A 20,197-nucleotide genomic window follows, 5' to 3' on the forward strand; every position below is an offset into this window, starting at 1 on the left:
TTATTGATAAGAAAAAGTCAGACTGGCTAACCCGTTTGCTTTTCCAGGTTTTAGTGTTCCAGTCGTGATATACCGAGTTGACAGGTTTAATGTGTAGTTTTCGTTATTAGATGTTGTTATATGAAGTAAGCGTTGGTTAGGTTGTCCTGTAGCACTAATGTCAGGCCCATAAGTTACTGGAGTCGGGTTATCATTAAAGAAAAATTGAATACCAATACCTGATGCATCTGAATCTGATGTTAATGTAAGAACATCCGTATTATTAGAATAAGTAGATTGATCGGTCATGCTGGCATACAAGTGAACATTAGTATCACAAGTTACTGAAATGGGTTTTGTTTGTGTTTTTGAGGTTGAGCCGATAGCACTCATATCTCTCATTGAGATATCACCTAATTCATAAGTAAGATTTTTGGTATTTACGGTGCAACCACGAGCTTTAATGGTGATTGTTACAGGATTTATTGCGACAAGTGATGTGTTATTTCCTTTATGCCCTCCGCCATATTCAGACCAAGTATTGGCAATTACGGTGTAAGGAATATTATAAACACCCGTTTCTAAGTGTTCGTCAGTAACAACAAAGACAACTTTTGCTTTTAATGAAACACGGTCTACACCTTTATTTACGGTAGAGCCTACAGCTGGATAAATAATAGTTGCACTAGAGCCAGTGCCGACATCAATAGGGACATAAGAAACATTGTCATTGTTATCTTTTAAACCAAAGGCGTAACCAATACCTTTTACACCAGCTAGCGAATAAACCGGATATCGATTACTCCCTTCGTAATAATAGATCCCACTTATTTTTGAACCCAGTGCATTAGCATAGAGCGTTTCAACCCAGCATTTTTGTAGAAATTTATTCTCACATTTAAAGCCGTTATGAACAGATGTCTCTCCAATCCATGTTGACGTGATGGGGGTACCAGCGGGTGTTCCGTCTGCTGCACCATCAAAATTCATCGGTACAGGTGATACAATAAGAGGATCTGCCACTGCCCATGCCATCTTTTCAGGAGTAAACACTAAAAAAACCAGTAATGATAAGAAAGAAAGGGAATATTTCATTATTGGTACTCCAGTAAAAAGGTTGTAGTCGCATTAGCTTGCCCTGAACTGACTGGCAAATGTGTTGCGATGTATCGGGCGTAGAATTGCAAGGTATTATCTTGATTAGGCAATAACAGGTAAGGTTGGCTTTTTTCATTGATGGCAATAGGTGTGCCTGACTTATCCATAAGTGCAATAGCAACGCCTTGAGCACCATCCTTATTAACTGCAAGTAATGTATTATCAGATGCAGAAGGTGTTCCTTTAAAGCTGACTTTTACGCCGCTGGCTTCGGGTTGGCAATCTACCAACTTAATACTAAAAGGGATAATAGGTGTACGTTGTTGAGCAATTGTCGTTGAAGTGAAATCTTTAGTCGCGATATCACCTAGTTTTACTGTAATTGTTTTTGAGTTGGTTTCTACCGTGCAAGTGTTGCCAGTTACTCGAGCATTAATTTGAACTAAAGTGTCATAAGTATTGCCTTTACTTATAGAAAGCATCAATAAAGCCAAAATAAGCATTAATCTGCGCATTATTGGCACTCCTGTGTCATTTTTACAAAGGGCTCATTAAGTTGCTCAAGAGGTAGTTGATAGCGCACTTGGCAATGTTTGGACGATCCATTGCCCCAACGAACATCTAATAGGCCTGAGAGTGGTACACCAGAGAGGTAGAGCAAACCATCATCGCCCACAATACCGGAGAGATTATTTAGCTTATCGGTGGCAATTGCACCGAAAGGTAAAGGTCGTCCTTGTTGCCTTAATGTCAGTAATAAGCGATATCCTGTTTTGGCGTCAAAGCTAACTTTAATAACTGCACCTTGAGTAGGAATAACTTGCTGAATATTTTGCTCAATTTCAACATTGTCAGGGAGGGCAGTGGTATCAAGAGCAACTTTGTTTTGGCGATAAGCTGTGGCATAGGGAATGACCGCGAATCCACGCCAATCGGTATAAATCCCCGTTGCATTATCAATAGGTACATCTGCTGTTTTGCCAGCATCGACTAAAATAGTATTTGAACTTAATGGCTGACTTAATGTGATCCCTTCACTATGTAACAACATACCACCTGCAAGGCTATAATTGAGTTGTTGAGCATCTTGATGGTAGTTATAACCTGCATTGAGATTGCCATATCGGCTTTGATATCCAAGGGATGCACTTCCTGTATAACTGCCACCTTGATTGCTATATCCCTGTTGGACACTGTAATTTAATGTATTGTCGTCGAGTAAAGTGCCTGCAACACCTGCATTATGAGCAGAATAGCCGTTATTATTATGGCTGTAGTTATAAGTGAGATAGGCACTATTGACGGGTTGATAACCGGAAGGCATAAGAAGTTGTAACGGAATAGAAATTCCAAGAGAGAGAGTTTGATCTCGTTCTCCACTATTCATCATGCGGTTATAACTATAAATAATGTTGTAAGAAAGTCCTTTGATATTGCCGTTATAACCCGTTTGTATTAATACATTTTTCTCATTTGTTCCCCAATAGTTTTGCCAGTGTGTTGTCATAAAAACAGAGCCATAATCGGCAAGTTGTTGTGACAAATTGATCTGGAGACTGCCTTTTTTATGATTACGCAGATCAAAATAACGTGAAGGTGTTTGTTGATTATCCTCATAGAGATAACCAGACATACGCGTGTTGAGCGTCTCTTCTAATGTGTAAAATCCAGCAGTAGAGTAGCGATAGCCTAATAATTGAAAATTAGTGCCAAATTGGTTAAGTGATTTTGCGTAGAGAAAACGTAAAGAGTAGCCCTCAGATATCGAATCATCAGGTAGTCTGCTATGAGCAAAAGTGATATCCGTTGATAATGCGCCCAAGGTGCCCATATTTTTACCGGCCCCAAGTGCATAAGATTGATAATCCGCTGTAACTAAAGCTCCACTATATACTGTTGTGTCATAAGGCAATCCATAAATTAGGTGACCTTGTAAAAAGCGTGGCTTTTTATTTTGGTTATTTTGGCGAATTTCACCCGCTTGAATAACAAATTATTTTTGACCTTCTCGCTGTAAAATGGGGACTGCAGAATACGGCACAACATAATCATGTTTTCCGCCGTCATTTTCTTCAATAGAAACATAGAGATCTCCGCTATTTGATGTTGGATAGAGATCCTTAATTTCAAATGCTCCAGGAGCGACAAAGGTTTGGTAAATAATATAGCCATTTTGTCTTATAACGACTTTGGCATTACTATTCGCTATTCCTCTAACAATAGGAGCAAAACCTCTTTGACTATCAGGCAACATGGTGTCGTCGCTTTCTAAGGAAATACCTCGGAAATTAATGCTGTCAAAAAGTGTTGATGACGTATAACTGTCGCCAATTTGTAATTGGCTTTTTAGCGATACAATATTGCGTTGAAGATAAGTATTGATGTGGTTCCACTGGTTTTTTCCATTTGATGAATTCCAAGTGGAATAATCTCTTAATCGCCAAGCACCAATATTGATCCCACTACGTAGATTTAGATAGTAACTATTATTATGGGAGTTTCCCCAACTATTGGCTCCACTAAAGGTATAATTTAATATTCCCGCAGTAATACCGTTATCCCATTTCTCTGGTGGAATATAACCACGAGCTTTAAGATCTAAAGCGGCTTGAGGAATTTGAATTTTTAATGCTTGCTTCTCAATATCATAATTAACAATAGAGTCAGGAATAATGTCTTCAATATTAATACATTGATTATCTAAGGCATTTTCAATTTTAGAAAATATTTTAGTATTAATGGCTAATGATTGATAAAAAGATTTATTTAAACAAGGGATTACATTTTTATCTTGGCTAATAAAACGGATGTTTTCTGTTCTCAGATATTCATGATTAAAAATAATATCAAGAGGATAATCCCCTGGTTTGATACTATTTCCGGCTTCAAAATAGCTTAAATCAGCGACAGAATCGGGAGAGTCAGCCAAAAATGCAGGATTAAATCGGTTTGCACCGTGTGCTAAAAATGGCAAAGCCATTGATATAGTAATAGCACCAGAAAAGAAAAAATAAACTGTATTTTTATTAATCATGTTTTTTGACCAAAAAGCTTGGAGCCGATGTAATCATTAATGAGAAATTTCTTTTTTTAATACAGCTGTCTGTGCGCCATAATCATTGATTGTTTGGAATGAAATTAGCTTCGCATTACTCTTTATTTTTCCTAACATTAATTGAGATAACGGATTGATCATGATGCTTGCTGGAAGTTGATTATCCACTACTGCTAAATTCACCATAGTTATATGATAAGGTGTTGGATTATTCGCAATAAGCTCACCATTTTGGTAAGAAAAAGAAATCTCATTTGCAAATTTTTCATTATATGCAGGTAAATTTCCTGGACGATAGAAAAGCTTTATTCGGCTCTGTATTGCGATTTGTAGTGTATTTTCCTTAGCAAGTTCATCTTGTAATGAAGGGATCACTTTTACATTCATCCAAAATAAACTTTCTCTATCTTCAGGTAATGGTGCTCCGGTATACATAATTCTTAATGCATTTTCTTTATTGGCATCAAGAATATATAAAGGAGGTGTTACTATAAAATCATTATTTTTAATTCCTTGATTATCAGAAACCCATGATTGAATTAAAAAGCTATTTTCTTTATCTGAGTTAGTAATAACAAGATTGGTTTGTTTAATATTCGAGTTATAAATAATACGTGTGGCACCTAATGAAACACCATTAGAGTAAGATAATAATGGAAAGAGAAAAATAATAAGGAATGTAAGTATTTTTTTCATAATAGAAATACATTAGATAATGAATATAGGACAATTATTTTTTGATAAAAATATGCCGTCCTTGGCAATAAGATATCAATCAAAAATGATTAGCAATTAAGAGTAAGTAACCATAAAGTTTGTGGTAACGTTTGCGCTACCTGCCTTAACAGTATCATCAGTTGAAACTAGAGATGCGTTATAATTTAATTGGTTTTCGCCCTCAATTAACTTTTGAGTCGTTGATGGTTGCCCTGGAATAACATTTTTACTGCTTGAGTCAGTAATTTTTAATGCTACATTTGTAGCCGCACCACTACCTTGTAATGCAAATGCATTTGCATCGCCATCAGAAGCAGTGCCATTAAAAGTAATTGCCGCTAATGTTGAAACTGTAATATCGCAGTTATTTAATTTAATACTAAAAGGAATACGACCTGTTTCGTCACCTTTTTTGGTAAATTCGGCAACGCGGAATTGACCTAAACGAACAGTTTGATTTGCTGAGCTACTATCAACACCACAGGCTGCATTTACAACAGAACCTTCAAAGTTAACAGTACCGCCATTGACTGTTACTTCTGTTGGTGCAGGAGTACCAGTATCTTCTGCAAATGCAGGTGCTGCAATAACTGCCATTGCAGAAGTAATAATTGCAGATAATAATAACTTTTTCATTAATTGTTCCTATTTTTTAAATATATATCTAACCGTTAACTTAATAAATTAAGCTAACAGTTAACTCTATTTATTTCCTATTCTTAGATAGAGAATAAAAGGGGATAAATTATTTTTAGACGTGTAACGTAAGACTATTTATATATATTTAACAGAGCGCTGATTACCGCAATTATCGTAAAAACGATAAAACAGTCATATTCACACCTAAGTCAAATTTTCAAAAATTATAGATGTGCTAAAAAAAATAGAGAAATCGTTTTAAACGATCGTTTTTAGCTTGTTTTATAGGTGGTATCTATTGATGTCGTGATAACTATCGGTAATAGTTAGTGTTAAAAAGTGGATAAATATATTACTTTATCTAATGATTTTTATGTTTTCTTGTATCGTGTTGATATTTATCATTTTTTTACTTTTTGTTTTTACTCTGTTATTTGACTCTAATAGAGAGCATCTTAAAAAGATGATGTAAATATACTTATAAGATGATGTTTCATAAAATATATTTCATAGTGAAACTATTTATAGAATGATACAAAAAATAACACTTTTTGTGTTCAAAAAAGACAATATTGTCTGTTTCTTTATTCAAATATAAATTTTAAATTTATATTTTATAAAAAAAGTAGAAATATTATTTATTCATTTTAAGTTGAAATTAAAAGACATATTTTAAAAATATAAAATTGATGATACTTTTTTCACTACCTATGGGAGTAGATCAATGTGTTTTCTGCTTGATATTAATTGTAACAAAATGTTTCACCATTCAATTTTTTCTTTATTATTTTTGCATAAAAGTGATTAAAGCAATTATGCTGGTTTTATTTTAATATCGGTTCTAATGATAAAATCTTAAATCTGAAGGCACAAAATGATATCTAGCTCATCAAAAGGGACGTTATATGGCATTGTTGCTATTCTTCTTTGGAGCACCATTGTTGGCTTAATTCGTAATATTAGTGAGTATTTTGGTGCTGTAGGAGGTGCTGCACTGATTTATACCACAGGCACACTCTTTCTTATTTTGATCTTAGGAGTACCTAAGTTATCACGCTTTCCTAAACGCTATCTCTTCTGGGGTGGGCTATTATTTGTTACTTATGAAGTGTGCTTATCTCTGGCTTTAGGATTTGCAACAGACAGAACACAAGCCATAGAGCTAGGAATGGTTAACTATTTATGGCCTAGTTTTACGTTAGCCCTTGCTGTAATACTTAATAAGCAACGATTCTCTATTTTACTGATTGTCGGATTATTATGTGCATTTAGTGGATTAGTCTGGGTTGTTAGTGGTGATAATCCGCTAACAATTGACGGTTTATGGAAGAATATTCAAAGTAATCCATTAAGCTATATATTGGCATTTTCAGGTGCCATTTTATGGGCGTTTTATAGTAATTTAACGCGCCTTATGTCTGGCGGGAATAACGGTATTGTGCCTTTCTTCTTATTAACGTCACTTGCCTTGTGGGGGCAATACCTATTCTCCGCGCCAGTAGAGTGGATCGTTAATACAAAAAGTATCACGCTATTGTTAATAACTGGTGCCGCTATTGGGCTTGCAAATGCTGCTTGGACAATCGGTATGATCAGGGGCAATGTGACCTTATTAGCCACACTTTCTTATTTCACTCCCGTTATTTCTACTGCATTCTCATCAATATTGTTGTCTACCGCACTCTCTTTCTCATTTTGGCAAGGGGTAATGATGGTGACAGGGGGCTCTTTAATTTGCTGGTTAGCAACTCGTCAAAAAACGATAAAACCACTTAAAACGGCAAAATAATGCAAAATAGAGGGTTATTAAGTTAAATATTGATGTAAATAGAGATCATTGGCTTAATAAGCTCTATTTAAAAAAGAAGCATTTGTGCAAGTTGAAATTTTTTCACTATGCGGTGAGAGGAATATCGGCTTATCTATACTCATCATATTTCAATTTGTAGCTTTACTGATTAGTGACTTATTCACTTGCTGTCTAGCCACATCTCGAATTATTTAGAGTATAAGTAATACTATAAGAACAAATGCAACAAAAAAGGAATTGCTATGAAACTTGAGACACTCTCTGTTCACGCGGGTTATTCACCTGATCCAACTACAAAAGCCGTTGCTGTACCTATTTATCAAACAACATCTTATGCATTTGATGATACGCAGCATGGTGCGGATCTCTTTGACTTAAAAGTGCCCGGTAATATTTATACCCGCATAATGAATCCAACCAATGACGTATTAGAAAAACGTGTTGCAGCATTAGAGGGCGGAATTGCGGCAGTTGCCGTAGCATCGGGCATGGCTGCTATCACTTATGCAATTCAAACTATTGCACAAGTGGGGGATAATATTGTTTCTGTCGCTAAGCTTTATGGCGGTACTTATAACTTAATGGCGCACACATTTCCTCGTATTGGTATTGAGGCACGCTTTGCTCCTCATGATGATATTGCCGCTCTTGAAGCGTTAATTGACGATAAAACAAAAGCGATATTTTGTGAAACCATCACAAATCCAAGTGGAAATATTGTCGATATCCAAGCATTGGCCGATGTCGCTCATCGTCATGGCGTACCTTTAATTGTTGATAATACGGTTGCCACACCTTATTTATGTCGCCCTTTTGAACATGGTGCGGATATTATTATTCACTCTTTAACCAAATATATTGGCGGTCATGGTAATTCTATCGGAGGCATTGTTGTTGATTCCGGTAAATTCCCTTGGGCTGAGCATAAAGATCGTTTTGAGATTTTAAATACACCTGATGTTTCTTATCACGGGGTAAATTATGTCGAGCACTTTGGTGCGGCGGCTTATATAGCAAGATGTCGTGTTGCGCCTTTGCGTGGAACTGGTGCGGCTCTATCACCTTTTAATGCATTTTTGATCCTACAAGGGTTAGAAACGCTGGCACTACGTATGGATCGCCACACTGAAAATGCACAGAAAGTAGCAGAATATTTGCAAAACCATCCTCAAGTTGCATGGGTTAAATATGCAGGTTTAAGCAATCACCCTGAGCATGATTTAGCGGTACGTTATATGTCAGGTAAACCAGCCGGTATTCTCTCTTTTGGTATTAAAGGGGGCGCAGAAGCTGGAGCAAAATTTATTGATGCACTGCAACTCATTGTTCGCCTTGTGAATATTGGTGATGCAAAATCATTAGCATGTCATCCAGCTTCAACCACTCATCGTCAATTAAATGATGAAGAATTAGAACGCGCTGGTGTTTCACGAGATTTGATCCGTTTATCTATTGGTATTGAACATATCGACGATATTCTTGCAGATTTAGAACAAGCATTAAAAGCCAGCATTTAATTACAGTTATCAATTATCAATTTAAAACCTTCTTTATTTAAAGGAGGTTTTTTTATATTTTAAGATCTTAATTTCAATATTATCGGCAATCAATTTAAATTTATTTTAATTAATATAAGGATATAAATGAATATTAATTCTATATTTAGAGATACAGTGAATCAACTGACAACAGGAGCAGGAAAAGCAATAAACAGTGTTATCGATTTTTTTTCTAGTCTTCGTTCGGGTATAACGGGTTTATTTAATAGTAATACTTCTTTTAGACAAGCTGCAACAGATCTGAGTCTTATTAATTATAATGATCCAAAAAAAACTTCACTCGGTAATTTAAAGGATTTTTTAAATGAAAAATGTGGAATGAATACGACAGAAGATCAAGTAAATGGAGAAATAGATAATATAGAAAACGACATATATGAAGGGGGAAATATATATGAAGAAATGAATAATAAAGAAGACCCTATATATTATGAAATAAATGAAGATATTTTAGATTTAATAGGAAAACTCCTTGAGTCAAGGAATGAAAATAAATCACCAGCAATTGAAGATGAATATAGTATTGTTATTGATTGCGTAAATATACCTAGTGAGGAAATTTATTCTGATCCTTACGAGGCTCCTCTTTCTGATGGAAATATTCGTAATACTCTTCCGACAGGAAATAAAAATATGGAATTATTGAGTTCTTCACCTAAAGATAAAACCAAATTTAATACCATTTAACTGGTGGTGATTCTATTTTTAATAAAAAACAGCAGTATAAAGATATAATGATTCAGATGAAAAAATAAGCGTAATTAAAAATAAAGAAATTAATTAAATATTGATTTCTTTATTTTTGCTAAATTGGTTTTTTAATTAAGATTATAAACATATTTGTTTTTTGATAAAAATCAAATTTTAGATCCCTTTAATTTTTAAATTAATTATTTAGATCAATCTTGTAAAATAAGTTTAATTTTTTAAATTAAATTTGATTGGGAAATAAAGGAATGTGAAGTCAACTGCATTATTTACATATAATAAGCCTCAGTCGAAATCAGATTGATTTCGATCAATAAGGAACATACCGACTGGTCGGTATCATCCTGTGCATGAATACAACTGCGCATCACCGAAAAAAAGACCCTATCCGAGTTCAAGAGCAATTATTGGAAGCGGCAAGTATTATTGTGGCTAATGAAGGAATAGCTTCTCTCTCTTTAAATGCTGTAGCAAAAGAAGCGGGTGTAAGTAAAGGTGGTCTACTTCATCATTTCCCCGGAAAATTAGAATTAGTGCAGGCAGTATTTAAACGGCTATTAGGTATTATGGATAGTCGCATTGCAGTTATTATGGAAAATGATCCTATTGAAGCGGGGCGTTTTTCTCGCGCATATTTAACTTATATTTCTGATTTAAAACAGTCAGACGAAAGTCGCCAATTAGCTATACTGTCTTTAGCAATGCCAAACGAGCCTATTATGCGTAAATGTTGGCGAGATTGGATGTTAGATCATTTAGCCAAAGGCGATAAATTAGATAATAGTTATTTAGGTACATTAATTCGTTATGCTGCAGATGGTCTTTGGTTATCTGAATTAACAGAAGGCCCTACGATTTCACAAGAAGAGCGTAACGCATTAGTTGAAAGATTATCTGAGATGACATTTGACTATATGGCAAACACAGCAAATCAGTAATTTTAATCAGGATGAATGAGGGCACAATGAAATACAAAATAAATGCCTTAATTTATTACGACGCAACGGATGGCGCGATATCGTTAGAAAAAGAGAGTGTTGATACACATCTTTCTATTACCGCAAATGCGTTACTGTTTTATTTTATTCAGCATCCAGGTGTTGTTAATCGTGATGAAGTATTAAAACGTGTTTGGGATGATAATGGGCTGGTTTCATCAAACAGTAATTTAAACCAATATTTGAGTTTATTACGAAAAACATTTCGTCATTATGGTATTGAAAATATCATTGTCACTATTGCGAAAGGGCGATTAGAGTTCAATCCGGATATTTCAGTTGAACTTATTGATGATTCAACGTTATTACCTTCAACTCAAACAAATGAAGAAGAACCTATTTTAGTTAAGGATGAAAACAAAATAGCCGTTGAAACAACGACACCTTTATCTTTAACGCAAACACCTTTAGAGCCTACACAAGAAGAAGTACCGCAACAAAAACAGAAACCAGAAATTTGTTGGTATTTAGCCAGCATTGGTTTTTTATTAGGTGCGGTATTTCTTGCGGTGATCATCTTTTTTAATCAACATCAATCAAAGCCAATTTCACTGACACCATTAACACATAATGATTGTGAATTACTTTCTAATGAAGCGATGATTAATTCTGCGGTAAGTGATAATTATGTTCGCAATTTTGACGCAGTAAGAAAGAAGCTTAATTTACAGTGTGTGAAAGGTGAGCGATTTGTTTTCTTCTATGGTGATAAATTACAAACAAATGGATTAGGGCGCGTATTTTTAGCGCACTGTGCAAAGAACGAAGATAATCCATTTAGTTATTGCGACAATTACTTTTACTATTCTTGGAAATACTAATGAAAATCTCAGGGAAACTTTTATGTTTTTTATCGGCCCTGATTTTTATCTTGGTCGCCACTTATGCAGCAACAAGATTATTAACCATTAAAAATGAAGGTGTCATGGTTTGTTCAACTAAAGGCATTATGCGTTTTGAAAATATGGAAGATGAAAATGTAAATGGCAATATTCATTTTTCATTTGGTGCCAATGGTAAAGGATCAATTGTTGTTGAAGGCTATACCACCTCAAAAGCAGGATGGTTGTATTTACAACGTTATGTGAAATTTGATTATACGACCAAACGTGTTTCACCAACCGAACGTCACTATTTTGTTAGCCAATGGGATGCGAGTGCATCATCAATCGATGAATCTCCAGACGTTATTTTTGACTATTTTATGCGTGAAATGTCAGATAGCCATGATGGGCTATTTATTAATGCACAGAAGCTAAATGAAAAAACATTACTATTAAGCTCGCTCAATTCACCACTCTATATTTGTACCTTAAAACCGGGTAGTAAATTCGATTAATCGTCCTGATTATCTGATTCTATTTTTGCAAGGTGGCTTCTATATAGTCGCCTTTTTGTTTATCTAACACGCAATACATCCCATCCTTCTAATTAACTTTCTATTCTCACATAGCCTTAGGTTTAGCTCTTAGATTTAGTGCTTTGCTTATTGCGTAATTTGAACAGATTGTCTGCATGATTTTTATCACATAAGAGTGCTCACCTTTATTTTTATACATCGCAGTGAAGGTTTAGATTTAATAAATATGTTATCAACAAAAAAATAGCACGATTTGTATATAGACTTGATTTAGCCTTTTTCAATTATTGATCTCACATTGAAATATCAGTGATATCTCGCACATCTTTCTCGTCAATATGTACTGCCTTTTTGCACCTTTTCAACATCCTCCTAACAAAGTTAATTCGCCTATCTTTTCATCTTTTTTTTGTGAAGATTAATAAATTTATAACGATGAAAAAAGCAAATTAACAGAATAGATATGTAAAAATAGACATAAAAAACACTAAATCACAGAGTTAAATTCTATATGTTTCCATATCATGGATTTATATTTTGTTTTAGTTTTTACGCGTTATAGTGATTTTGAAACCAACGTCTGCGTTTAAAAAATCACCACGCAGACACAATGGGCAAACGTAAACCGTTAAACGGCTTCTCGGAGGAAATGAAAATGGGTGATGCATTAGGTCTGATCGAAACCAAAGGTCTGGTGGCATGTATTGAAGCCGCTGACGCTATGTGTAAAGCCGCGAACGTTGAACTTATTGGCTATGAAAATGTAGGTTCAGGTCTCGTGACTGCGATGGTGAAAGGCGACGTAGGCGCAGTGAAAGCTGCAGTAGATTCAGGTGTGGAGTCAGCACAGCGCGTAGGTGAAGTTGTTACATCGCTCGTGATTGCTCGTCCTCACAATGACATCAACAAGATTGTTATCAAACACAAGGCATAGTTTTTGCCTTAGGAGAACGTATGGGTGATGCATTAGGACTTATTGAAACTCAAGGGCTGGTTGCTTGTATTGAAGCAGCTGACGCGATGTGTAAAGCGGCAAATGTTGAGTTAATCGGCTACGAAAATGTGGGTTCAGGTTTAGTTACTGCAATGGTGAAAGGTGATGTAGGTGCCGTTAAAGCCGCTGTGGAATCTGGCTTAGAAGCTGCTCAACGTGTTGGTACTGTTGTGACTTCATTAGTTATCGCTCGTCCACATAACGATATTCAAAAAATCGTTGCCCAGTACAAAGTGACTGAATAACGAAGGAAATAAATATGAAAGAAGCACTAGGTCTAGTTGAAACCAAAGGTCTTGTCGCTTGCATTGAAGCTGCTGATGCAATGTGCAAAGCAGCCAATGTTGAACTGATTGGTTATGAAAACGTCGGTTCAGGTTTAGTGACAGCAATGGTGAAAGGCGATGTCGGTGCAGTCAATGCAGCGGTTGAGTCAGGTGTTGAAGCGGCAAAACGTATCGGCACCGTGGTGACTTCTCGTGTTATTGCAAGACCGCATAACGATATCGAGAAAATCGCACAACAGCACAAAGCCTGATTTTTCAGGCGTGCTGTAAAGCAAAGAAATAAGTTATTCAGCTAAATTTTTTAACTCCTGTATGGGGGAAGACATGGTTGCATTAGATAAAGATTTGCAATCCAGACAACTGGCTCGTGAGCTAGTTCGTAACGCGAAAAATGCACAACTTGTTTATGCTAAGTTTTCGCAGGAAAAAATCGACAGTATTGTAAAACACATTGCATTTGAAGCTGCTCGTCATGCAGAAGAGCTGGCAAAAATGGCGAACGAAGAAACAGGCTTTGGCAAGTGGGAAGACAAAGTTCTGAAAAATACCTTCGCGTCATTGCGTGTGTATGAACATATGAAAGACATGAAGACCGTTGGCATTATCAATGACGATAAAGTGAAAAAAGTCATGGATGTCGGCGTACCTTTAGGTGTTATCACGGCGTTAGTTCCTTCAACTAACCCAACATCAACCATTATCTATAAAACCCTAATTGCACTGAAAGCGGGCAATGCGATTATTTTCTCTCCGCATCCAAATGCAAAACAGTGTAGTTTCCGTGCGTTAGAAATTGTTAAAAAAGCTGCACTAGAAGCCGGTGCGCCAGCAGGGATCGTTGATGGTGTGACATTACTAACACTGGAAGCGACAAAAGAATTAATGCACAGCAAAGATGTGTCATTAATTTTAGCGACTGGCGGTGAAGGTATGGTGCGTGCAGCTTATGCATCAGGCACACCGACAATCAGTGGTGGCCCAGGTAATGGCCCTGCCTTTATCGAACGTAGCGCTGATATCAAAAAAGCAGTTAGCGATATCATCACCAGTAAAACATTCGACAATGGGGTTATCTGTGCATCAGAGCAATCCATTATCGTTGAACGTTGCATTTATAACGAAGTTCACCGCGAGCTATTAGCGCAAGGTGCTTACTTTATGAATGACGAAGAAGCAACAAAAGTGGCTTCAATGTTACTGCGTGCTAACGGCACAATTAACCCAGCGGTTGTGGGTAAAGATGCGATTTATTTAAGTCAGCGTGCAGGTTTTAGCGTACCCGCAAATACGCGTGTACTAATCGCATTACAAGACACCGTATCACCAAAAAATCCGTATTCACGTGAAAAACTATGCCCAATCTTAGGGATGTATATCGAAGAAGATTGGAAATCAGCGTGCGATCGCGTGGTGCAATTACTGACTAACGAAGGTTTAGGTCATACCTTAGTTATTCACACCAAAAATGAAGATGTTATTCGTCAATTCTCTTTAGAAAAACCCGTTAACCGTATTCTGATTAATACCCCTGCGGCATTAGGCGGTATCGGTGCAACAACCAATATTACTCCTGCACTTACTTTAGGTTGCGGTGCTGTTGGTGGCGGTTCTAGCTCTGACAACGTTGGCCCAATGAATCTACTGAATATTCGTAAAGTAGGTTATGGCGTGCGTACCGTTGAAGAGTTGAAACAACCTTGTCCTTTAGCACAAGAAGCTGCTCAACCTGCTGTTTCTGCTTGTGCTGTTTCTAGCACAAATCACCAGACCAGCATTCTTGATGATGATCGTTTTCGTTCACCTTCTTTAACTCCAGTTCATGCTGAATGCGCAACTGCACAACGTCAAACTCAAGGTGATGATCGTTTTGGTACATCTCCTTATGCAACGACGGTCAGTGCTTGTGCGCAACAAGTGATTGAACAAGGTGATATTACCGAAGAAAACGTGGAACGCATTATCAAGGAAGTTCTCGGACGTCTGAGTAAATAACTCATTGATATAAGGCGATATAAACCATGATCCTCGCAAAGGTAATCGGACACATAGTAGCGACACAAAAAAGCCCAGAACTTAAAGGGAGCAATTTATTAATGATAGCGACCTTAGATGATGAGCTTAAGCCACTGAAGAACAAAACGTATGTTGCAGTGGATAGTGTAGGTGCAGGTATCAACGATGTTGTGTTGGCTGAAGAATACTTCGCACTGAACAAAGAACGTTACAAAGCGATGTCAGTGGTTGCCATTGTTGAGAAGGTTTATCGGGACAGTAAGGAGTAATAACGACATGAGTGAGTTTCTGATAAAACCCAAAATTCAGTTTGGCACCAATGCGCTGGATTTTCTTTCTGGGTTAACTGCCCGCCGCGCATTTGTGGTGACAGATAAAGCAATGGTGAAGTTTGGCTTTGCAAATAAAGTCACTGACAAGTTAATGCAACGGGGTATCGAGTTCCAAGTTTACGATGATGTAGCTTCAGATCCGGATATTTCAGCCATCGTAAGTGGTATGAAGATGATGGATGCGCATTATCCAGATTTGGTTATCGCACTCGGTGGTGGATCAGTGATTGATGCCGCGAAAGCCGTTATGTACTCCCTCTGGCATACCCGTAAAGAGAGCAACAGAACAAAACCACAATTTATTGCTATCCCAACCACGAGTGGTACGGGCTCTGAAGTGACCTCTTTTTCAGTGATCAAATCACGCAGTGAAAAATTGGTCTTGGTTGATGAGTTTATGTTGCCTGATGTCGCCATTCTCGATCCTGAGTTGGTGAAATCTGTACCTCCTGCAATTACGGCAGATACAGGTATGGATGTCCTTTGTCATGCACTAGAAGCTTATGTTTCTAAAGCTGCATCTGATTTTTCTGATGCGATGGCAGAAAAAGCCGTCAAGTTAGTATTTGGTCATCTTATTGATTGCCACCATCAAGGTGACAACTTATCTGCTCGCGAAAAAATGCATAACGCATCTTGTATTGCAGGCATGGCATTTACTAACGCCTCGTTGGGTATTACTCACAGTCTTGCCCATGCATTAGGTGGTGTATTCCACGTACCTCACGGTCGTGCAAATGCGTTATTGATGACACATGTCGTCGCCTTTAACGCCAATCTTCATGGTGATTGTAATAGTGAAGCAGCAAAACGTTACGCCTATCTTGCTCAAAGCTTAGGACTTCCAGCTAACACAGTAAGAGAAGGGGTAACCAGTTTAATCGTCGCCATTAATGTATTGAAAGATGAAATGGGTATGCCGAAGAGTATTCGCGATACCGGTGTCAGTGAAGCGGATTTTTATGCCCGTTTAACGGAAATGGTCGGACAGGCTTTACGAGATAGTTGTACGCCGACAAATCCACGTGACGTGAACACACACCAATTAGAAACATTGTATCGTCAGGCATTTGCCGGTGTATCACACAGTTAATGCTCAACCGAATTAATACCGATTAGGTCAAGTAAAGAACATCAGGAGAGCCTCACATGGCCAAATATTCTTTGACGCCACGCGTAAAAATGCTGGCAGAACGTTTAGTTTCACGTAATAGCTCAATCAGTACAGAGCGTGCGACAATTTTTGATTCATTAGACAACAGCATTGCAGGTGTTCCACAAGCGATTAAGCCTGCACAACGTTTTTATGAGTTTATCCGCCATTTTCCAAGCTATATTGCACAAGATGAACTGATTATCGGCAGCCAGTCATCAACACCACGCGGTGCGATTTTCCATACCGAAGAAGAAGTACGTAGTGACTCTATCTACCGTTTCTTAAGTATTAATAATAGCGTTGCATCACCTGATTACATGCTGGTGGTAAACCAAGGTTTCTTAGCAATCAAAGCACAGCTTGAAGACAGAATTAGAAGCATTGGTAGTGCCGTGAATCGTAGCAGTATGGATGAAGCTAATTACTGTAAATCAGCTATTTATGCATGTGATGCAGCACTGTATTTTGCACAAATTCTGTCTGCAAAAGCAGAGAATTTAGCTGCAATGGAAGGTAACCCATATCGTAAAGCGGAATTATTAGATAGCGCAGCGGTATTACGTAAAGTACCTGCAAAACCAGCAGAAACCTTTAAAGAAGCGGTTCAAGTATTCTATTTATTGCAATTAGTCTTACATCTGGAAAATGGTAGCTATGCCATTAATCCAATGGGATTTGATAAAGCACTTTATCCATTCTATCAACGTGATATCGACCAAGGTCGTTTAACACAAGCACAAGCGTATGAAATTGTTGAAAGTGTATGGCTGAAATTAGCTGAGCTTTCAGAAGTGCGTGCGACCAAAGAAGTTGATGGTTATCCAATGTTTGATGCCATGACGCAAGGTGTTGATATCAACGATCCACGTGTCAGCATTAACGAATTATCAGAAATGTTGCTATCAGCTCGCGCTAGCTTGTCAACTTTACACAGTTCACTGCAAGTGCGTTTATACAATGGTCGTATGAATTCACAGCCTCAATATGCTGCACCTTCTGCAAACGTTGTTGCACCAACGGCAGACGTGAGCGAATTCAAGGTGATGGAAGGTTTAACACCTCGCTTACAGCGTTTACGTAATCGCTATTTAGAAGCACGCCCAAGTGTTTCTATCTATAGAGCATTAGCATTTACTGAAATTACACGCGAGAATCCAGGTTTACCACCAATCTTACTGCGCGCTAAAGCATTCCGTCGTGCATGTGAAACTGCACCTATCTTAATTCAAGATGAAGAACTAATTGTTGGACATCCTTGTGGAAAACCGCGTGCGGGTGCTTTCTCTCCTGATATCGCATGGCGTTGGGTTCGTGATGAACTTGATACCATGAGCACACGTCCACAAGATCCATTCCAAATTTCAGAAGAAGACAAAAAAGTTATTCGTGAAGAGATTGTTCCATTCTGGGAAGGGCGTTCTCTGGATGAGATCTGTGAAGCACAATATCGCGAAGCAGGTGTGTGGGAGTTTAGTGGTGAAACCTTTGTCAGTGACCTTTCTTATCACCAAATAAACGGTGGTGGTGATACTTGCCCAGGTTATGACGTACTACTTTTCACCAAAGGTATGAACGGTATTAAAGCCGATGCGCAAGCAAAACTGGCTGAATTAAGCATGGAAAATCCTGCTGATATCGACCGTATCTACTTCTACAAAGCGTCTATTGAAAGCTGTGAAGGTGTGATTGCTTACGCCCATCGCATTGCAGAACATGCACGTGAATTAGCATCAAAAGAGAGCAATCCACAACGTCGTGAAGAGTTAATGACGATTGCTCAAGTTAACGAAAACGTACCTGCTAATCCACCAAAAACACTGCAAGAAGCACTGCAAAGTATCTGGACGGTTGAGTCACTGTTTGAAGTTGAAGAGAACCAAACGGGTCTTTCTTTAGGTCGTTTAGACCAATACTGCTTCCCAATGTATGAAAACGATATCAAATCAGGTCGTTTAACGCGTGAACAAGCACTGGAAATGATGCAAGCCTTTATCATCAAATGTGCTGAGTTAATGTGGATGTCGAGTGAGCTAGGAGCGAAATATTTCGCAGGTTATCAGCCATTTATTAACTTAACCATTGGTGGACAAAAACGCTCTGGTGGCGACGCGTGTAACGACTTAACTTACTTGATTATGGATGCAGTGCGCTTTGTGAAAGTGTATCAACCATCACTAGCATGTCGTATTCATAACCAATCACCACAGCAATATATGGAAAAAATTGTTGATGTAGTTAAAGCCGGTATGGGCTTCCCTGCATGTCACTTCGATGACTCCCATATCAAGATGATGCTACGTAAAGGCTTCGATTTTGAAGATGCTCGTGATTATTGCTTGATGGGTTGTGTTGAACCACAAAAATCAGGTCGTATTTATCAATGGACATCAACAGGCTATACCCAATGGCCTATCGCGATTGAGTTTGTATTAAATCGTGGTCGTATGGTGTTGTTCGATAGCTATCAAGGTTTAGACACTGGTGATTTAAGAGATCTACGTACTTATGAAGATTTCGATCGCGCCGTAAAAGAACAAGTGGCACATATCGTTCGTTTATCCGCAATTGGTACTGTGATAAGTCAACGTGTTCACCGTGATGTAGCACCAAAACCATTAATGTCTCTGCTGGTTGAAGGCTGTATGGAACAAGGTAAAGACGTGACCGCGGGTGGTGCAATGGTGAACCATGGTCCAGGTCTGATCTTCTCCGGTTTAGCGACTTATGTGGACTCAATGGCCGCTATTCGCAAGCTTGTTTATGAAGATAAAAAATACACCTTAGAACAAATTCGCGACGGTCTATTGGCGAATTTTGAAGGCCAAGAAGAGTTATTACGTGACTGCTTGAACGCACCGAAATTTGGTAACGATGATGATGTTGTTGACCAATATGCGCTAGATATTACGGAATGGACTGAGCGTGAATGTCGTAAATACAAAATGCTCTATTCCACATTCAGTCACGGTACGCTGTCTATCTCTAACAATACGCCAATTGGTGAGTTAACAGCAGCCACACCAAATGGCCGCTTAGCATGGAAACCATTATCAGATGGTATCAGCCCAACACAAGGTGCTGATAAACATGGTCCAACTGCGATTATCAAATCAATTAGTAAGATGAATGTTGAAACTATGAACATCGGTATGGTTCATAACTTCAAATTCCTGAAAGGGTTGTTAGATACCAATGAAGGACGCCAAGGTTTAATTACTTTATTAAGAACGGCTTCAATTCTGGGTAACGGCCAGATGCAATTTAGCTATGTCGATAATGAAGTACTGAAAAAAGCGCAATTAGAGCCTGAAAAATACCGTGACTTAATTGTCCGTGTTGCTGGCTACAGTGCTTACTTCGTTGAATTATGTAAAGAAGTTCAGGATGAAATTATCAGTCGTACTGTGATTGAGAAGTTCTAATTACAGCCATAGGGATGGCGTAGGCTATCCCTTTTAATCGACAAGACAAGATTTAAATTTATCGAACAGG

The 20,197-nt window shown here is 37.8% G+C and carries 18 protein-coding genes and 1 pseudogene; 13 read left to right on the forward strand and 6 right to left on the reverse strand.

What is annotated here, in order from left to right; translation table 11 throughout:
• From GWJ01_RS04855 to GWJ01_RS04880, 6 genes and pseudogenes are all read right to left on the reverse strand, one after another.
• Nucleotides 1-1,074, reverse strand: coding sequence for a fimbrial protein (locus tag GWJ01_RS04855; RefSeq protein WP_075673052.1), 1,074 nt, complete (start codon nucleotides 1,072-1,074; stop codon nucleotides 1-3).
• A complete protein-coding gene (locus GWJ01_RS04860; RefSeq protein ID WP_075673051.1) occupies nucleotides 1,074-1,592 on the reverse strand; it encodes a fimbrial protein in 519 nt (172 codons plus the stop codon). The genes GWJ01_RS04855 and GWJ01_RS04860 overlap by 1 nt, the downstream gene beginning before the upstream one ends.
• Entirely contained in the window at nucleotides 1,592-1,894 is a 303-nt protein-coding gene (locus GWJ01_RS18785; protein ID WP_337247764.1) for a FimD/PapC C-terminal domain-containing protein, read from the reverse strand. The genes GWJ01_RS04860 and GWJ01_RS18785 overlap by 1 nt, the downstream gene beginning before the upstream one ends.
• Nucleotides 1,871-4,111 (reverse strand): annotated as a pseudogene (locus tag GWJ01_RS18675) (fimbria/pilus outer membrane usher protein); the annotation flags it as partial. The gene GWJ01_RS18785 and the pseudogene GWJ01_RS18675, both read right to left, overlap by 24 nt.
• A gap of 36 nt (nucleotides 4,112-4,147) precedes the next feature.
• Complete coding sequence (locus tag GWJ01_RS04875; protein WP_075673049.1) at nucleotides 4,148-4,828, reverse strand: fimbrial biogenesis chaperone; 681 nt, start codon at nucleotides 4,826-4,828, stop codon at nucleotides 4,148-4,150.
• A gap of 96 nt (nucleotides 4,829-4,924) precedes the next feature.
• Nucleotides 4,925-5,485 carry a fimbrial protein gene (locus GWJ01_RS04880; protein WP_075673048.1) on the reverse strand — a complete coding sequence of 187 codons (561 nt, stop codon included), beginning with the start codon at nucleotides 5,483-5,485 and terminating at the stop codon, nucleotides 4,925-4,927.
• 877 nt (nucleotides 5,486-6,362) lie between these two features.
• Here GWJ01_RS04880 and yddG point away from each other — a divergent pair.
• The 13 genes from yddG (at nucleotide 6,363) to cutC (ending at nucleotide 20,127) form a co-directional block, all read left to right on the forward strand.
• Entirely contained in the window at nucleotides 6,363-7,277 is a 915-nt protein-coding gene (gene yddG, locus GWJ01_RS04885) for an aromatic amino acid DMT transporter YddG (RefSeq protein ID WP_109402445.1), read from the forward strand.
• A 263-nt stretch (nucleotides 7,278-7,540) separates the two neighbouring features.
• Nucleotides 7,541-8,815, forward strand: coding sequence for a bifunctional O-acetylhomoserine aminocarboxypropyltransferase/cysteine synthase (locus GWJ01_RS04890; protein WP_161710762.1), 1,275 nt, complete (start codon nucleotides 7,541-7,543; stop codon nucleotides 8,813-8,815).
• Between the two features lie 126 nt (nucleotides 8,816-8,941).
• Complete coding sequence (locus GWJ01_RS04895; RefSeq protein ID WP_161710763.1) at nucleotides 8,942-9,544, forward strand: hypothetical protein; 603 nt, start codon at nucleotides 8,942-8,944, stop codon at nucleotides 9,542-9,544.
• A 371-nt stretch (nucleotides 9,545-9,915) separates the two neighbouring features.
• Nucleotides 9,916-10,503 (forward strand): TetR/AcrR family transcriptional regulator, encoded by a 588-nt coding sequence (locus GWJ01_RS04900; RefSeq protein WP_036934524.1) that lies wholly within the window; start codon nucleotides 9,916-9,918, stop codon nucleotides 10,501-10,503.
• A gap of 26 nt (nucleotides 10,504-10,529) precedes the next feature.
• A complete protein-coding gene (locus GWJ01_RS04905; RefSeq protein WP_161710764.1) occupies nucleotides 10,530-11,384 on the forward strand; it encodes a transcriptional regulator in 855 nt (284 codons plus the stop codon).
• Entirely contained in the window at nucleotides 11,384-11,902 is a 519-nt protein-coding gene (locus GWJ01_RS04910) for a FidL-like protein (RefSeq protein WP_006536331.1), read from the forward strand. Before GWJ01_RS04905 ends, GWJ01_RS04910 begins: the two co-directional genes overlap by 1 nt.
• 676 nt (nucleotides 11,903-12,578) lie before the next feature.
• Nucleotides 12,579-12,857, forward strand: coding sequence for a BMC domain-containing protein (locus GWJ01_RS04915; protein WP_004249182.1), 279 nt, complete (start codon nucleotides 12,579-12,581; stop codon nucleotides 12,855-12,857).
• Between the two features lie 20 nt (nucleotides 12,858-12,877).
• Nucleotides 12,878-13,162 carry a BMC domain-containing protein gene (locus GWJ01_RS04920; protein ID WP_006536329.1) on the forward strand — a complete coding sequence of 95 codons (285 nt, stop codon included), beginning with the start codon at nucleotides 12,878-12,880 and terminating at the stop codon, nucleotides 13,160-13,162.
• Between the two features lie 14 nt (nucleotides 13,163-13,176).
• Nucleotides 13,177-13,455 (forward strand): BMC domain-containing protein, encoded by a 279-nt coding sequence (locus GWJ01_RS04925; protein ID WP_006536328.1) that lies wholly within the window; start codon nucleotides 13,177-13,179, stop codon nucleotides 13,453-13,455.
• A gap of 73 nt (nucleotides 13,456-13,528) precedes the next feature.
• Nucleotides 13,529-15,196 carry an acetaldehyde dehydrogenase (acetylating) gene (locus tag GWJ01_RS04930; RefSeq protein WP_109402443.1) on the forward strand — a complete coding sequence of 556 codons (1,668 nt, stop codon included), beginning with the start codon at nucleotides 13,529-13,531 and terminating at the stop codon, nucleotides 15,194-15,196.
• 26 nt (nucleotides 15,197-15,222) lie between these two features.
• Nucleotides 15,223-15,486 carry a EutN/CcmL family microcompartment protein gene (locus GWJ01_RS04935; protein ID WP_099660496.1) on the forward strand — a complete coding sequence of 88 codons (264 nt, stop codon included), beginning with the start codon at nucleotides 15,223-15,225 and terminating at the stop codon, nucleotides 15,484-15,486.
• 7 nt (nucleotides 15,487-15,493) lie between these two features.
• Entirely contained in the window at nucleotides 15,494-16,642 is a 1,149-nt protein-coding gene (locus tag GWJ01_RS04940) for a 1-propanol dehydrogenase PduQ (RefSeq protein WP_161710765.1), read from the forward strand.
• 56 nt (nucleotides 16,643-16,698) lie between these two features.
• Nucleotides 16,699-20,127: a choline trimethylamine-lyase gene (cutC, locus tag GWJ01_RS04945; protein WP_161710766.1), complete on the forward strand. Its 3,429-nt coding sequence runs from the start codon at nucleotides 16,699-16,701 to the stop codon at nucleotides 20,125-20,127.
• Nucleotides 20,128-20,197 lie beyond the last annotated feature (70 nt).

The organism is Proteus sp. G2618 (assembly GCF_009915995.1).
Lineage (GTDB): Bacteria > Pseudomonadota > Gammaproteobacteria > Enterobacterales > Enterobacteriaceae > Proteus > Proteus terrae.

Excerpts from the sequence above, each read along its gene's own strand:
- GWJ01_RS04875 (WP_075673049.1), bottom strand. The coding sequence starts at position 4,828 with ATGAAAAAAATACTTACATTCCTTATTATTTTTCTCTTTCCATTATTA.
- GWJ01_RS04890 (WP_161710762.1), top strand. The coding sequence starts at position 7,541 with ATGAAACTTGAGACACTCTCTGTTCACGCGGGTTATTCACCTGATCCA.
- GWJ01_RS04935 (WP_099660496.1), top strand. The coding sequence starts at position 15,223 with ATGATCCTCGCAAAGGTAATCGGACACATAGTAGCGACACAAAAAAGC.
- GWJ01_RS04925 (WP_006536328.1), top strand. The coding sequence starts at position 13,177 with ATGAAAGAAGCACTAGGTCTAGTTGAAACCAAAGGTCTTGTCGCTTGC.
- GWJ01_RS04920 (WP_006536329.1), top strand. The coding sequence starts at position 12,878 with ATGGGTGATGCATTAGGACTTATTGAAACTCAAGGGCTGGTTGCTTGT.
- GWJ01_RS04915 (WP_004249182.1), top strand. The coding sequence starts at position 12,579 with ATGGGTGATGCATTAGGTCTGATCGAAACCAAAGGTCTGGTGGCATGT.
- GWJ01_RS04910 (WP_006536331.1), top strand. The coding sequence starts at position 11,384 with ATGAAAATCTCAGGGAAACTTTTATGTTTTTTATCGGCCCTGATTTTT.
- GWJ01_RS04905 (WP_161710764.1), top strand. The coding sequence starts at position 10,530 with ATGAAATACAAAATAAATGCCTTAATTTATTACGACGCAACGGATGGC.
- GWJ01_RS04855 (WP_075673052.1), bottom strand. The coding sequence starts at position 1,074 with ATGAAATATTCCCTTTCTTTCTTATCATTACTGGTTTTTTTAGTGTTT.
- yddG (WP_109402445.1), top strand. The coding sequence starts at position 6,363 with ATGATATCTAGCTCATCAAAAGGGACGTTATATGGCATTGTTGCTATT.
- GWJ01_RS04900 (WP_036934524.1), top strand. The coding sequence starts at position 9,916 with ATGAATACAACTGCGCATCACCGAAAAAAAGACCCTATCCGAGTTCAA.
- GWJ01_RS04860 (WP_075673051.1), bottom strand. The coding sequence starts at position 1,592 with ATGCGCAGATTAATGCTTATTTTGGCTTTATTGATGCTTTCTATAAGT.
- GWJ01_RS04895 (WP_161710763.1), top strand. The coding sequence starts at position 8,942 with ATGAATATTAATTCTATATTTAGAGATACAGTGAATCAACTGACAACA.
- cutC (WP_161710766.1), top strand. The coding sequence starts at position 16,699 with ATGGCCAAATATTCTTTGACGCCACGCGTAAAAATGCTGGCAGAACGT.
- GWJ01_RS04930 (WP_109402443.1), top strand. The coding sequence starts at position 13,529 with ATGGTTGCATTAGATAAAGATTTGCAATCCAGACAACTGGCTCGTGAG.
- GWJ01_RS04940 (WP_161710765.1), top strand. The coding sequence starts at position 15,494 with ATGAGTGAGTTTCTGATAAAACCCAAAATTCAGTTTGGCACCAATGCG.
- GWJ01_RS04880 (WP_075673048.1), bottom strand. The coding sequence starts at position 5,485 with ATGAAAAAGTTATTATTATCTGCAATTATTACTTCTGCAATGGCAGTT.